Source organism: Micromonospora sp. WMMD1120, assembly GCF_029626235.1.
Taxonomy (GTDB): domain Bacteria; phylum Actinomycetota; class Actinomycetes; order Mycobacteriales; family Micromonosporaceae; genus Micromonospora.
The window spans coordinates 677,982-691,309 of record NZ_JARUBO010000005.1 but is presented as its reverse complement, the minus strand read 5'-3'; the positions used below and the strand labels follow the sequence as shown (position 1 = coordinate 691,309).

Genomic DNA, 13,328 nt, shown 5'->3' with positions numbered 1-13,328 from the left:
GGCGGGGTGATGTGGGCGAAGCGCGCCGTACCTGTCAGGATTGACGATGGCGTGCGCGCGGCCGGCCCCCGGTCGGCGGCAGCGGGCGGTCCTCGCAGCCCGCGCCGCGCCGCCGATCAGGCGACAGCAATCCGACGGAGGTAGCCCGCACCGTGGCCCAGTTCATCTACGTCCTGGAAAAGGCGCGCAAGGCGCACGGCGACAAGGTCGTGCTCGACAACGTGACGCTGAACTTCCTGCCGGGGGCCAAGATCGGTGTGGTCGGCCCGAACGGCGCCGGTAAGTCCAGCCTGCTCAAGATCATGGCAGGCATGGACAAGCCGAGCAACGGCGAGGCCCGGCTGATGCCCGGCTTCACCGTCGGCATGCTCGCCCAGGAGCCCCCGCTCAACGACGCCAAGACGGTGCTCGGCAACGTCGAGGAGGCGGTCGCCGAGACCAAGGCCAAGCTGGAGCGGTTCAACAAGATCGCCGAGCAGATGGCGACCGACTACTCCGACGAGCTGATGGAGGAGATGGGCAAGCTCCAGGAGGAGCTGGACCACCTCGACGCCTGGGACATCGACTCCAAGCTCGAGCTGGCGATGGACGCGCTGCGCTGCCCGCCGCCGGACGCCGACGTCACCCAGCTCTCCGGTGGTGAGCGCCGCCGGGTCGCGCTCTGCAAGCTGCTGCTGGAGGCGCCCGACCTGCTGCTGCTCGACGAGCCCACCAACCACCTGGACGCGGAGAGCGTCTCCTGGCTGGAGCAGCACCTGGCGAAGTACGCCGGCACGGTCATGGCGATCACCCACGACCGGTACTTCCTCGACAACGTCGCCAACTGGATCCTCGAGCTGGACCGTGGGCGGACCTACCCGTACGAGGGCAACTACTCCACCTACCTGGAGAAGAAGGCCGCCCGGCTGGCCGTCGAGGGTCGCCGCGACGCCAAGATGAAGAAGCGCCTCACCGAGGAGCTGGAGTGGGTCCGCTCCAACGCCAAGGCCCGGCAGACCAAGTCCAAGGCCCGCCTCGACCGGTACGACGAGATGGCCGCCGAGGCGGAGAAGACCCGCAAGCTGGACTTCGAGGAGATCCAGATCCCGCCGGGCCCGCGCCTGGGCAGCACGGTGATCGAGGCGCAGAACCTCAGCAAGGGCTTCGGCGACCGGCTGCTGATCGACAACCTGTCGTTCTCGCTGCCGCGCAACGGCATCGTCGGCATCATCGGCCCGAACGGCGTCGGCAAGACCACGCTGTTCAAGACCATCGTCGGGCTGGAGCAGCCGACCGCCGGTGAGGTCCGGGTCGGTCCCACGGTCTCGCTGTCCTACGTCGACCAGAACCGCGAGGGCCTCAACGGCGACAAGACCGTCTGGGAGGTCGTCTCCGACGGGCTCGACTACCTGATGGTCGGGAAGGTCGAGATGCCGTCCCGGGCGTACATCGCGGCGTTCGGTTTCAAGGGGCCGGACCAGCAGAAGCCGACGAAGGTACTCTCCGGTGGCGAGCGCAACCGGCTCAACCTGGCGCTGACCCTGAAGATCGGCGGCAACGTGATCCTGCTCGACGAGCCGACCAACGACCTGGACGTGGAGACGCTCTCCAGCCTGGAGAACGCGCTGCTGGAGTTCCCCGGCTGCGCCGTGGTCATCTCGCACGACCGGATGTTCCTGGACCGGGTCGCCACGCACATCCTGGCCTGGGAGGGCGACGATGCGAACCCGGCGAAGTGGTTCTGGTTCGAGGGCAACTTCGAGGCGTACGAGAAGAACAAGATCGACCGCCTCGGCGCGGAGGCCGCCCGCCCGCACCGGGTGACCTACCGCAAGCTGACCCGCGACTGACCGGCGTCCCGACGTGTCTGACCGGTTCATCTATCACTGCACCCTGCGCTGGTCCGACCTGGACGCGTACGGCCACGTCAACAACTCGCGTTTCCTCACCCTCTACGAGGAGGCGCGGGTCGCGTTGATGTTCGCCGGCGGCCGGGCGTGGGGGGTCGGCTCGTTCGCCGACGGCGTGGTGATCCGCCGCCACGAGGTCGACTACCTGCGCCCCGTCGACTACGCGTTGGGCCGGGCCACCGCCGAGGCCGCTCCCACGGTCCGGATCGAACTGTGGGTGGAGGAGATCCGGGCTGCCTCGTTCACCGTCGCCTACGAGCTGTACGACGGTGACGTGCTGGCCAGCCGCGCCCGCTCGGTGCTGGTGCCGTTCGACCTGACCCGCCAGGTGCCCCGGCGGGTCACCACCGAGGAGCGGGACTTCCTGCTCACGTACGCCCCGCAGGGCGGCGGAGCGTGACCCGGCCGGGCACTGCCGAGTCGGGCCCGGTGCCGGCCACCCACGGCGTCGCCGGGGTGGCCGACGCGGGCGCGTTCCTGGCCCGGCTGGTCCGGCTGGACCCGGGCGCGCCGGTCCGGCTGCGGTCGGCCGGCGCGCCGGGCCGGGTCGCCCTCTGGGCCCGGCTGCCGTGGCAGGTCCTGGTGGTCCGCACCGTCGCCGGTGGGCCGGCCGACGGTGCCGCCGAGGACGTCACAGTGGCCGCCGGGGAGCTGCTCGCCGAGTTGGCGCGCGGCGGGGAGGCCCTGCCGGGCCGTCGGGACGCGCAGTGGCGGTGGCCGCTGCCGCCGGCGGGCAGCCGGCAGGTGGAGGCGCTGCCGGCGGCCGAGTTGCGGCGGATCGCGGACGCGGCGGCGGGCACCCTGCGGACGGCGAGCGAGCAGGGCGTGGCGGGTCGCGCGGTGGGGCAGCGGGTGTTGCGGGACGCGCTGCTGGACCACGTGGCGGTGCTGGTCACCCCGGACGGTGCGCCCGCCGCGCCGGTGGAGGTGCCGCAGCGGCTGGTGCAGGGGCTGGTCCGGATGGGCTTCCTCGGTGCTGCCGACGGCCCGGCCGCCGGGCGTGGCACGGACGCCGTCCAGGTGCGGGTCGCCGGTCGGTGGGTGGGCCTGGTGGGACCGCACGGAGCCGCGTGGTTGCAGAAGGCCACGGATCTTGCCGTGACACCCCTGAAAAATCGTCCGAACGGATGACCCCGGCTCAATCTTCTGGGCAGGGGCGGTCGTTGGGGGGGTGCTTCAACCCGGCTGTCCGGGTACCGTCCATCCTCGGATCCAACGCACCGTAGGCGACTGGATCCGCTGGGGAGTGAGGTGCGCGAGCGATGCCGTGGTGGTCATGGCGCCCCGGTCCCGCCGACGGCGGCGATCCGGAAACCCGAAGCGGGATCACGATGGAGAGCGCGGTCCGGGTCGGACCGCCCAGCCCCCGGCAGCCGGGGGACGACTGCCCGTCCAACGAGCGGCCCGTGCTGACCGAGATGCCCGCCACCGTCGAGCCGGTGAGCCTGCGTCGGGTCTGTGACGCACTCGACCTGCTCGACGTGCGCTACCTGGCCGACGGCGACGGCAACCTGCTGGCCATGTGGGAGCGGCACGCCGTGCTGGTCACCCTCGAAGGCCCGGAGGACGAGATCCTGGTCATGCGGGCCCGCCCACACGCGACTGTTCCGCCGGACTGGGCCGACCGGGCATACCGGGTGGTCAACGAGTGGAACCACACCCGCCGGTTCTGCAAGGCGTACATCGGCGACCCGACCGAGCGCGGTCAACTGCCGATCTATGCCGAGCTCCAGGTGCCGCTCGGCGCCGGCACCCACGACGCGCTGCTGGTCGAGATGCTCGACTGCGGCGCGGCGGTCGCCACCAGCTTCGTGGACTGGCTGCACGACGAGGGCGCGCTGCTCTGACGCCGCGCCCGCCGGGGCGGTTCAGCCGCCGGTGGCCGGGTCGTCCATCACGTTGACCATGAAGTACGCGGCCCGCTCCAGGTAGTCCCAGAGAGCCGCGGCGACCTGCGGCTCCAGCTCCAGTCGGTCCACCGCCCGACGCATGTGCAGCAGCCAGGCGTCCCGCTCCGCCGCTCCGATGCGGAAGGGCGCGTGCCGCATCCGCAGCCGCGGGTGCCCGCGCTGGGCCGAGTACGTGTTGGGGCCGCCCCAGTACTGCATCAGGAAGAGCGTCAGCCGGTCGGCGGCCGGGCCCAGGTCCTCCTCCGGATACATCGGCCGCAGCAGGGGATCGGTGGCGACACCGACGTAGAACTCGTCCACCAGCTTGCGGAAGGTGGGTTCGCCGCCGACCGCTTCGAAGAGGGTCATCGACGCACCGGGACGGTCGGATTCACCTGCGGGGTTCACCGTTCCATCCTGCCAGGTGCGCTCGGCGGGGGCCGGACCCGCACACCGTGCGTCGGATCACGCCAGGGTCAGGTGACCGCGTGCCGGCGGTGACTGTCGTCGGCACGCGGGTCGGGGCTGTCCGTGGCGGTGTCCTCCTCGACGGGCACGCTCACCTCGGACGGTGGGCTCGCGTTGGCCGTCGCGGCGGCCTCGATCGCGGCGTCCACCGTGCGCTGGTCGGGCCAGCGCAGCGCGGCCACCACCATCAGCACCACGCCGGCAGTGGCCCACCAGCCGACCACCCTCGGGATGGGGAAACGCTCGGAGAGCACGCCGGTGACGAGCACCGACAGGCCCTGGATGGCCTGCACGCCGGTGGCCATCACCCCGAAGGCGCGGGCCCGGAAACCATTGGGCAGGGCCTGGACGAACAAGCCGTTGGCCATCGGCAGCATGCCGGCGACCGCGAACCCGCAGAGGCCGGCCAGCAGTGCCACCACCAGCGGTGAGGGATCGAGCAGCGCGGGCACCAGCACCAGTGGGGCGAGCACCGCGAGCGGTCGCATCAGCTTCAGCCGGCGCGTCGGCGCGAACAGGCGACTCACCAGCAACCCGCCGAGGATGAAGCCGACCGGGTTGGCCACCATGATCGCCGCTTGGGCGGTGCCCGCGCTCACCGAACCGTCGCTCTCCTGGTGGGCCCAGGCCGCGGCCAGGCCCTCGGGGACGACAGAGAAGAGCATCGCGCTGAACACCAGCACCGCGATCGCCCGCAGCACGGGCGTGCCGAACACGATGCGGAAACCCTGCCGGGTCTCGGTCAGCAGGTGGCTGCGGTGCGCCGGGCTCGTCGTCGCCGGGCGGTGGCGTACACCGAGCCGGACCAGCAGCGCGGAAAGGCCGAACGTGGCCGCGTTGAACAGCAGCGCCACCACCGGATCGATCGCGGAGACCGCCACGCCGAAGACGTACCCCGCGACCTGGGCGGCCTGCCCGACGCTGCTGTTCAGCGACAGGCCCAGCACCAGTCGGTCCCCGGCGAGCATCTGCGGCATCAGCGCCGACTTCGCCGCCTGGCTCGGCGGGTTGGCGAGCGTGGCGGCGAAGATGAGCATCAGCACCGCCTGGTACGGCAGCGCCGGAATGGCGATGAGCAGCATCAGCGCCATGCGGATGAGGTCACACGTCACCATCACCCGTCGGTACGGGTACCGCTCCGCGAGCGCGGCGAGCACCGGCCCGCCGAGCAGCCAGGGCAGGAAGCTGACCGCGAAGGCCGTCGCGGAGAGCGCGACGGACTCGGTCTGCTGGTAGACCAGAAGGGTGACAGCGGCCTTGGCGACGTAGTCGCCGACCCAGGAGAGAGCACCGGCCACGAACACGGCCCGGAACTCGCGCTGGGCGAACACTTCGCGAAAAGTAGCGGGGCCTTCCGCGGAAGGTCGCTCGTCGGGCACCGTCGCCTCCATCGGCTCCGGGTTGGCCGCTCGTGGCAGCCCGGCCAGAAGCTCTCTCAGATCTACGGATCAACGGGGACGTGATCTCGTGTGAACGGGAACGCGTGCTCCGGATTCTGCCCGATCGTCTGACAACTGGCTAGGCCGAACGGGTCGTTCGTCGCTTCCCCGACTGAACGAACGGACGATACCTGAGGGCCGGGCGGCCCGCGACCCCCGAATGTGAAGCCAGCGCCGCCTGGGTCAGGTGGCGCCGCCCTGGCCGGTCTCCCCATCGGACAGCGGCCGTGTCGGCACACCCGGATAGATGCGGGCCGCCGCGATCTGTGCGGTGATGCCGGAGTTCTCCAGCGCCTCCGCGAGCCGCCGACGCAGCTCCCGGCCGACGGCGAACTGGCCGTCCGCCGTCGTCTTCACCACGGTACGGATGACCGCGCCGTCCACCGTCACCTGCTCGACGCCCAGCACCTCGGGCGCCTCCACGATCTCCGGCGACAGCTCCGGGTCCACCGCGACCGAGGCGGCGGCGGTCCGCAGCACGGCGGTGGCCTCCTCGGTGCTGCTGAAGCCGATCGGCAGGTCCACCACCACGAGCGCCCAGCCCTGACTCTTGTTGCCCACCCGGATGATCTCGCCGTTGCGGATGTACCAGAGCACCCCGCGACCGTCGCGGACCGTGGTGACCCGCAGCCCGACCGCCTCGACCACGCCCATCGCCTCACCCAGGTCGACGTTGTCGCCCACGCCGTACTGGTCCTCGATCAGCATGAAGAGACCGGCGAGCAGGTCCTTGACCAGGCTCTGCGCCCCGAAGCCCAGCGCGACGCCGGCGATGCCGGCGCTGGCCAGCAGCGGCGCCAGGTCGAAACTGAACTCGCGCAGGATCATCAGCAGCGCGATGCCGAAGACGAACGCGGTGGTCATGCTGCGCAACACCGAACCGATCGCCTCGGCCCGCTGCCGCCGCCGCTCGGGCACGAACTCGGCCGGGTCCACTGCGGCGGTGGGCACGCGTTCCCGCAGCGGACGCAGCATGGTCGGCACCGCGCCCTCGGAGGTCGTACGGACCAGCCGGTTGATCGTCCGGTGCAGCGCCCAGCGGGCCACCATCGCCAGCACCAGGATGAGCAGCACCCGCAACGGCTTGAGCAGGATCCAGTAGCTGCCCTCGGCGAACCAGGACGACCTGGTGATGTCGTAGATCCACTCGCAGGAGGTGCTGCCCTGGCAGTTCACCGACCCGACGGTGGGCAGGGCGAGGGGGGTCACGGCGGCGGCACTCACCCTGTCTTCGTACCGCAAGGGGTCCGGGCCTCCGCCGCCGACCCACCGGCCGGGTGACCTGCCGCCGGAGGCCGGACCGGAACGGGGCGAACCGGCCATCGTGACAGGTGCGGCGAACAGCTTCGCGAGGGACCCCGGATTAGTACGTGCAATCCCGGTTCCGATCAGGGACTATTGGCGCAACGGACGTCGGTGATCGGCCCGGCGTCGACCGGGTGGGCCGTCGTGCCCGGCCCCGGCCGGCGGCGGTTCCCCGCAACCGCTGAACCGGGAGGGTGAGCGCGATGCCTGACATACGACCCACGGTGGGCTCCGGCGCGTTGGTCCTCAACGCCACCTACGAGCCGCTGTGTGTCGTGTCGGTGCGCCGCGCCGCGATCCTCGTCCTCTCCGCCAAGGCGGTCTGCGTCGCCGACGGGGACGGCATCCTGCACAGCGCCCGGGACGCGCTCCCGGTGCCGTCGGTGGTCCGGTTGACGCGCTTCGTCCGGGTGCCGTACCGGACGCACGTCGGGTTGTCCCGCCGGGCGATCTTCGCCCGGGACGGCTGGCGGTGCGCCTACTGCCGGGGCCCGGCCGAGACCATCGACCACGTCTTCCCGCGCAGCCGGGGCGGCCGGCACGCCTGGGAGAACGTCGTCGCCGCGTGCGCCCGGTGCAACCACACAAAGGGTGACAAGACGCCGGCCGAGATGGGGTGGCGGTTGCACGCTCTCCCGGCCGCGCCGAAGGGCACCGCCTGGCGGGTGCTCGGGCACCGCGCCCCGGACCCCCGCTGGGCCGACTGGCTCGACCTGCGCGAGCCCGAGGCCGCCGCCTGACCCGGGCGCCCCGCCGCTGACCGCCGGCCCCTGCCCGGGACGAAGCGGTGCAGCTGCGCCCGTCACCCCCGCCCGTCGGCCGACCGGCGTGCCGCGCGTTCGTGACGGTCCACCGCTCGGCCGTGCGCGACCGCCAGCAGCCGGTCGACCTCGGGCAGCAGCAGCGGACCGGGCATGACGACGCAGCCGAAGCCGTACAGCGCGTAGCTCGGATGCGGCAGGACGGTGTCGAGCCGGGCGAAGTCGAAGCTGCCCCGGTGCGCCTCGAAGTCCTTCGGCGGAAAACCGAACCGCCGCTCGAACTCGGCACGACCCAGGTCCAGATTGAGGCGGAAGACGCCGGGGCGGTCGAGTCGCGACTCCTCGTCGAAGCCCGGCACGTCGTGCTCGACGATGGTGGCGAACGGCTGACGCCGGTCCGTGCCCACGTAGAAGAACCGGTCACCCCAGGCGCCCTCGGGTGATCCGATCTCCTCGCTCGCCACCACCTGCTCGACACCGGGCAGGGCGAGGAGCCGCTCGGCGAGCATCGCCGCGTCGACACCGGTGGGGACGTGCAGCACCGCGTCGACGTGCGCGACGGTGGCCTGGTTGAGCGGGGCGTACCGGTAGTCGTGCTCCCGCCCCTCGGCAGGGGGGATGTCGGCCGTCCGGACGTACACGGGCAGCTCGCCGTGCCGCTGGAGCCGGCCCTCGTAGCTGGCCGGGGCGGGTTCCCCGATGCCCAGCGCGGGGCTAACACCGATGCTGCCGGCGACCACGCGGTACCGCTCACCCAGCAACGACCCGACGATCGCGCCGGCGCCGGACCACGTCAGCCGGGTGCCGTCGACCGTCATCGTGCTCGGGTGGCGTTGCAGGTGGGAGTTGTGCGCGAAGACCAGCGTGGGCCCACGATGTGCCTCGGCCGCCCGGATCGCCAGCAGGTTCTCGGCCATCAGCGCGCCCCGGGCCCCGGCCAGCCGGGCGAAGCGCTCGGCCCGCGACGGTGGCGCGGCGGCGGCAACGGAGTGGTACCGCAGCAGCGCGATCGCCGAGGTGACCTGCACGAACGCCGCCGACCAGCCGGTGGCCCGCTCGGGCGCCTGGCGGTACAACTCGCCCAGCAGGTCGTCGGCGAGCACCCGCAGCCGCTGGGCGTCGGCCGATCGCCCGACCGACCGCCCCGGCTCCCAGACGGCGGCCGGGTCGCTCCACCTCGTCTCGTCGCCGACCAGGTCGTCGATCTCCGCCGCCAGGTCCAGGCCGAGGAAGTCACCGACCCGGACGAGGTGGCGTCGAGGGCTGGGCACGCTCTCCAACTCCAGCGGGGCGTCGAACCCGTGGAACCGCAGCCGGTCGGCCACCGGTCGTCCCGCGTTCCACTCGCGCATCCGCACCAGCAGGTCGCGGTTGGCCGGGGCCGTGCCGAAGGCGTGGCTGAACCCCTCGGCGAGGGCGGTGTCGAGCGGCACGTCGGCGCCCTGCGCGAACGCGTCCGCGAGCAACCCGGCGGCCCGGTCGCTCTCCAGCGCGATCGAGCGGTAGCCCCGCTCGGCGAGCGTCAGGAAGGTCTCGTTGCGCACCTGGAGGAAGGCGGACTCGCCGTGCGTGGGCTCGCCGATCGCGAGCACCGTCGGGGAGCCGGCAAGCAGGTCGTCAAGGGAGGTCATTGCATCAACCGTATCGTTGAACCAGCGTTTGAAACCTGCGGCCGAAGGAGCGCGGTGAACAGCGGAAAACCCTCAAACCGGGGTACGTATCGGCCGGTCGATCTGGCGCGCCGGCACGGGCTGTCCGCCCAGGCGGTCCGCAACTACGAACGGGAGGGCTTCCTGCCGCCGGCCCAACGCACCCCGACCGGCTACCGCCGCTTCACCGAGGCCCACGCCACGGCGTTGAGCGCCTACCTCGCGCTGGTGATGGGCCATGGGTACGCGGCCGGCGGCGAGATCATGCGCGCCGTCAACCGTGGTGAGATCGACACGGCGCTGCGCACCATCGACGAGAGTCACGCCCTGCTGCGGCGCGACCGGGAGACCCTGGACGCGGTGGAGGCGGCGGTGGTCACCCTCACCGACACGGTGCCCGCCCCGCGACACCGCGACGGCGTACCGATCAGCGTGCTGGCGCACCGGCTCGGCGTGCGACCCGCGACCCTGCGCAAGTGGGAGCTGGCCGGGGTCCTGCAACCGCACCGCGCGACGACCGGGCACCGCGTCTACGCGGCCGACGACGTGCGCGACGCCGAACTCGCCCACCTGCTGCGCCGGGGCGGATACCGGCTCGACCACATCGCCGCGGTGCTGCGTCAGGTCCGGCACGCCGGCGGCGCAGAACCGCTCGCCGCGTCAATCGCCCAGTGGCGCGAACGGCTCACCGAACGCGGCCGGGCCATGCTCACCGGGGCGGCGCGGCTCGCCGAACACCTCGACCACCGCGAGCGTCAACCACCGCGCGCCCTGACCAGCGAGGCGAAGACCACGACGTTGTCCGAGTAGCCGCGCTCACCGCCGACCCACTGGCCACCGCAGGTGATCAGGCGGAGGCTGGGGCGGCTGAAGTCTCCGTACACCTGGTCCACCGGCAGCCGGTCCTTGTCGAAGCGGTCCACCGAGTTCACCTCGAAGACCGCCACGCTGTGGTCGGTGCGGGTGACCTCGATCCGGTCACCGGAGCGCAGCTCGCGGAGCTTGTGGAAGACCGCCGGGCCGCTCGTGGTGTCGACGTGACCGACGATCACCGCGGGGCCGTACTGCCCGGGGGTGGGCCCCTGGTCGTACCAGCCGGCCTCCTGCGCGCGGGCCGCGTCCGGGACGGCGATCGTGCCGTCCGCGGCGATCCCCACGTCGTGCACGGGCGCCCGTAGGTCGATCTTCTCGATGGCGAGGGACGTCGGACGACTGGCCGCCAGCACCGGGAACTTCTTCGGCGGCGGTCGCAGACCGGCGCTGAGCCGATCCGGCAACAGGGTCATCCCGGTCACCCGCTCGACACCGAGCATCGCCACGATCACCACCATCAGGGTGGCGATGGCCAGCACCGGCAGCCCTGGGCCCGTACCGAATCGGTGCCGGACCATCGGCGGCCCGGCCCGGCGTCGCGGCGGCAGTGGACGGGCGGACGGGTCGGTGGTCGCGACGCTCGCCGACCACGCCTGCCCGGCGACCCGACGCAGTCGGGTGGAGGCGCGTGCCACCAGCCGGCCGGACGCGCGCAGCGCCGGCCCGGCGCGGAAGCGGGCGCGGCGATCCCGCCGCGCCCGCGCGGATCCGCGGGTCATGGGTCGTCCGGCTCAGGAGCCGGCTCCCGGGCGGCGTCGGCCGCCGGCCATGCCGAGCACGATCGCGGTGGCCACCAGCGCCACCCCGCCGAGCACCAGCAGTGAACCGGTGCCCCGACCGCCGGCCATCCCGCCGCCCCCGGTGGCCGGTCCCTTGCTGGGCGAGGCCATGTTCAGCACGGTGAGGGTGGTGGACGCCGTCTGGCCGTTGTCGCAGCGCAGGTCGACCGGGTACTCACCGGCCTGCTTGTCGCCCGGAATCGTGACCTGCCCGGTCAGGAACCCCCGGTCCGGCCTGAGCATGACGTGCCCGAACGCGTCCGAGTGCACGTTCGACTGCCGGTTGTTGTTGTCGTTGTCGCAGCTCGCCTTGATGCTGACCCGGCTGCCGGCCTGGGCGCTGTTCGGCGTCACCTCGACGAAGGTGTTGTCGCCGGCTCGGGCCGGTGCGACCGACAACAGGACGAACGCCCCGACCAGCCCCACCAGCGCCAGCGCGGACGACAACGCGCGGTTGACAGTGCGGATTGCCTGCATGATTTCCCCCCAACCGGCGACGACCGCCGGAACCCTCCCCTGGGCACCCGCGCTGCTTTCCCCCCAGCCCCACGCCAAACCGCCCCCGCCCTCCCCGCCCCTCGCCCTCTCCCCGACCCCCCTTCTCCGCGATCTTGTACTTGTTGCGGCGGCATAAACCCATGAAAGGGACATATGAACAACAGAACGCGCAAGATCGCGCAGTAGCGGGGCGGGGCGGGGCGGGGTGGGGTGGGGTGGGGTGGGGTGGGGGTGGGGTGGGGTGGGCGCGGGGCGGGGCGGGCGCGGGGTGCGGGGTTAGCGCTGGCGGGGGAGGGGGGTTATGGGCTGCCAGTCCAGCGGGGAGGAGAGGACCATCGTGCTGGACGGCTGGCCGTACGGGGCGAGGCGGTCGATGACCCCCTCGAACGCGCCGATCGAGCCGGCGGCCACCTTCAACACGCTGCACGCGTCACCGGTGATCCGGTGGATCTCCAGGATCTCCGGCCAGTCGGCCACGGCCGGGTCGTGCAGGATGCACCGCGCGCCGTAGCAGGACATCCGGATCAGGGCGACCACGGTGCGGCCCGCGCGGCTCAGGTCGACGTGGGCGTGGTAGCCGGTGATGACGCCGGCCTCCTCCAGTCGGCGCACCCGTTCCGCCACCGAGGGCGGTGACAGGTGCACCCGTCGCGACAACTCGCTGAAGGAGAGCCGCGCGTCGGCCTGCAACTCGCGCAGCAGTGCCCAGTCCATGTCGTCCACGCTCAGACCTTACTTTCGTGAACCAGATTCGCCTACCTGCCTTCGGTTCGTGAGGAGAAGCCGCCGAGAGCCGTTGATTCGGCATTCCGTCTGCCGATCCGGGCGCGGGATCATGACGTCGGCCAGTCCGGGGGAGGGAGACGAGATGGTGGAACAGACGGAGCGGCGGGCGCCGAACCGCCCTGCCCCGGTGCGACCGGTGACCCCGAAACAGCGCGCCGCCCAGGCCGCGCGCACCGGCGGCGAGCCGACGCTGGAGTTCGCCGACATGGTGCCGTACGACGCTTACGTGCAGGCCAGCGCCCTGCACAAGATGCAGCACCCGCTCAGCAACGACCCGGGTGAGATGTCCTTCCTGATGGTCAGCCAGATCATGGAGTTGTACTTCGGGCTGACCTGCCACGAGTTGCGGGAGACCCAGCGGCTGATCCGCGCCGACCAGGTCTGGGAGGCGTTGGCCCCGCTGCGTCGGGCCCGGCTGCACCTGGAGGGGCTCAACGCCGCCTGGCAGGGGCTGCGCTGGATGAGCCCGGCCGACTTCAACAGGTTCCGCAACCTGCTCGGCGAGGCGTCCGGCTTCCAGTCGGCCATGTACCGCCACCTGGAGTTCCTGCTCGGCCTGCGGGACGCGGCGCTGATCCGCCCGTTCCGCCGGCAGGCAGAGGTGCACGCCGCGCTGAGCGCCGCCCTGACCGCGCCGAGCCTCTGGGACGACGTGCTCGCGCTGCTCGCCCGGCGCGGCTTCGACCTTCCCGCCGACCTGCTGGACCGGGACGTGTCCGTGGAACACGACCCGCACCCGTTGGTCGAGGCGGCCTGGGTACGGATCTACGACGACGCCAGCCCGGACAACCACCTGCGGCTGCTCGGCGAGGCGCTGAGCGGTGTCGCCGAGGAGTTCGGCGACTGGCGCTGGAACCACGTCAAGGCGGTGCAGCGGACGATGGGCGCGAAGGTCGGCAGCGGCGGCTCCGCCGGCCTGGCATGGTTGCAGCGCAGCATGGCCCGGGTGGTCTTCCCCGAGCTGTGGTCGGCCCGTACCGCGATGTGACCGG

At 72.1% G+C, this 13,328-nt stretch carries 14 protein-coding genes; 7 read left to right on the top strand and 7 right to left on the bottom strand.

The features are described from left to right. Nucleotides 1-152 precede the first annotated feature (152 nt). The 4 genes from ettA (at nt 153) to O7634_RS03315 (ending at nt 3,736) form a co-directional block, all read left to right on the top strand. Entirely contained in the window at nt 153-1,829 is a 1,677-nt protein-coding gene (ettA, locus tag O7634_RS03330) for an energy-dependent translational throttle protein EttA (RefSeq protein WP_278148696.1), read from the top strand. A gap of 13 nt (nt 1,830-1,842) precedes the next feature. Then, nucleotides 1,843-2,289 (top strand): thioesterase family protein, encoded by a 447-nt coding sequence (locus O7634_RS03325; protein ID WP_278148695.1) that lies wholly within the window; start codon nt 1,843-1,845, stop codon nt 2,287-2,289. Next, complete coding sequence (locus O7634_RS03320) at nt 2,286-3,020, top strand: hypothetical protein (RefSeq protein ID WP_278148694.1); 735 nt, start codon at nt 2,286-2,288, stop codon at nt 3,018-3,020. The genes O7634_RS03325 and O7634_RS03320 overlap by 4 nt, the downstream gene beginning before the upstream one ends. A 131-nt stretch (nt 3,021-3,151) precedes the next feature. Then, nucleotides 3,152-3,736, top strand: a complete 585-nt coding sequence (locus O7634_RS03315; protein ID WP_278148693.1) for a YbjN domain-containing protein — start codon at nt 3,152-3,154, stop codon at nt 3,734-3,736. A 21-nt stretch (nt 3,737-3,757) separates the two neighbouring features. On the opposite strand, the gene O7634_RS03310 is transcribed toward O7634_RS03315, so the two are convergent. The 3 genes from O7634_RS03310 to O7634_RS03300 form a co-directional block, all read right to left on the bottom strand. Then, complete coding sequence (locus tag O7634_RS03310) at nt 3,758-4,147, bottom strand: globin (RefSeq protein WP_278148692.1); 390 nt, start codon at nt 4,145-4,147, stop codon at nt 3,758-3,760. A 107-nt stretch (nt 4,148-4,254) separates the two neighbouring features. Next, nucleotides 4,255-5,637 carry an MFS transporter gene (locus O7634_RS03305; protein ID WP_278148691.1) on the bottom strand — a complete coding sequence of 461 codons (1,383 nt, stop codon included), beginning with the start codon at nt 5,635-5,637 and terminating at the stop codon, nt 4,255-4,257. Between the two features lie 231 nt (nt 5,638-5,868). After that, nucleotides 5,869-6,909 (bottom strand): mechanosensitive ion channel family protein, encoded by a 1,041-nt coding sequence (locus O7634_RS03300; RefSeq protein ID WP_278148690.1) that lies wholly within the window; start codon nt 6,907-6,909, stop codon nt 5,869-5,871. A 284-nt stretch (nt 6,910-7,193) separates the two neighbouring features. On the opposite strand from O7634_RS03300, the gene O7634_RS03295 reads away from it, so the two are divergent. Continuing rightward, entirely contained in the window at nt 7,194-7,730 is a 537-nt protein-coding gene (locus O7634_RS03295) for an HNH endonuclease (protein WP_030333470.1), read from the top strand. A gap of 62 nt (nt 7,731-7,792) precedes the next feature. Here O7634_RS03295 and O7634_RS03290 read toward each other — a convergent pair whose 3' ends face one another. Next, on the bottom strand, nt 7,793-9,382 hold the full coding sequence (locus O7634_RS03290; protein WP_278148689.1) for a DUF6194 family protein: 1,590 nt from the start codon (nt 9,380-9,382) through the stop codon (nt 7,793-7,795). A gap of 54 nt (nt 9,383-9,436) precedes the next feature. Here O7634_RS03290 and O7634_RS03285 point away from each other — a divergent pair, with 54 nt between their 5' ends. Beyond that, nucleotides 9,437-10,210, top strand: a complete 774-nt coding sequence (locus O7634_RS03285) for a TioE family transcriptional regulator (RefSeq protein ID WP_278148688.1) — start codon at nt 9,437-9,439, stop codon at nt 10,208-10,210. Here O7634_RS03285 and O7634_RS03280 read toward each other — a convergent pair. From O7634_RS03280 to O7634_RS03270, 3 genes are all read right to left on the bottom strand, one after another. Continuing rightward, on the bottom strand, nt 10,156-10,929 hold the full coding sequence (locus tag O7634_RS03280) for a class F sortase (protein ID WP_278153854.1): 774 nt from the start codon (nt 10,927-10,929) through the stop codon (nt 10,156-10,158). The two genes, O7634_RS03285 and O7634_RS03280, sit on opposite strands and share 55 nt — an antisense overlap. A 75-nt stretch (nt 10,930-11,004) precedes the next feature. Then, nucleotides 11,005-11,529 (bottom strand): hypothetical protein, encoded by a 525-nt coding sequence (locus O7634_RS03275; RefSeq protein WP_278148687.1) that lies wholly within the window; start codon nt 11,527-11,529, stop codon nt 11,005-11,007. A gap of 297 nt (nt 11,530-11,826) precedes the next feature. After that, entirely contained in the window at nt 11,827-12,273 is a 447-nt protein-coding gene (locus O7634_RS03270) for an Lrp/AsnC family transcriptional regulator (RefSeq protein ID WP_278148686.1), read from the bottom strand. Between the two features lie 148 nt (nt 12,274-12,421). On the opposite strand from O7634_RS03270, the gene O7634_RS03265 reads away from it, so the two are divergent. Further along, the gene (locus tag O7634_RS03265; protein ID WP_278153853.1) at nt 12,422-13,324 is read left to right on the top strand and encodes a tryptophan 2,3-dioxygenase family protein; all 903 of its coding nucleotides are present in this window, start codon (nt 12,422-12,424) and stop codon (nt 13,322-13,324) included. Nucleotides 13,325-13,328: the final 4 nt, after the last annotated feature.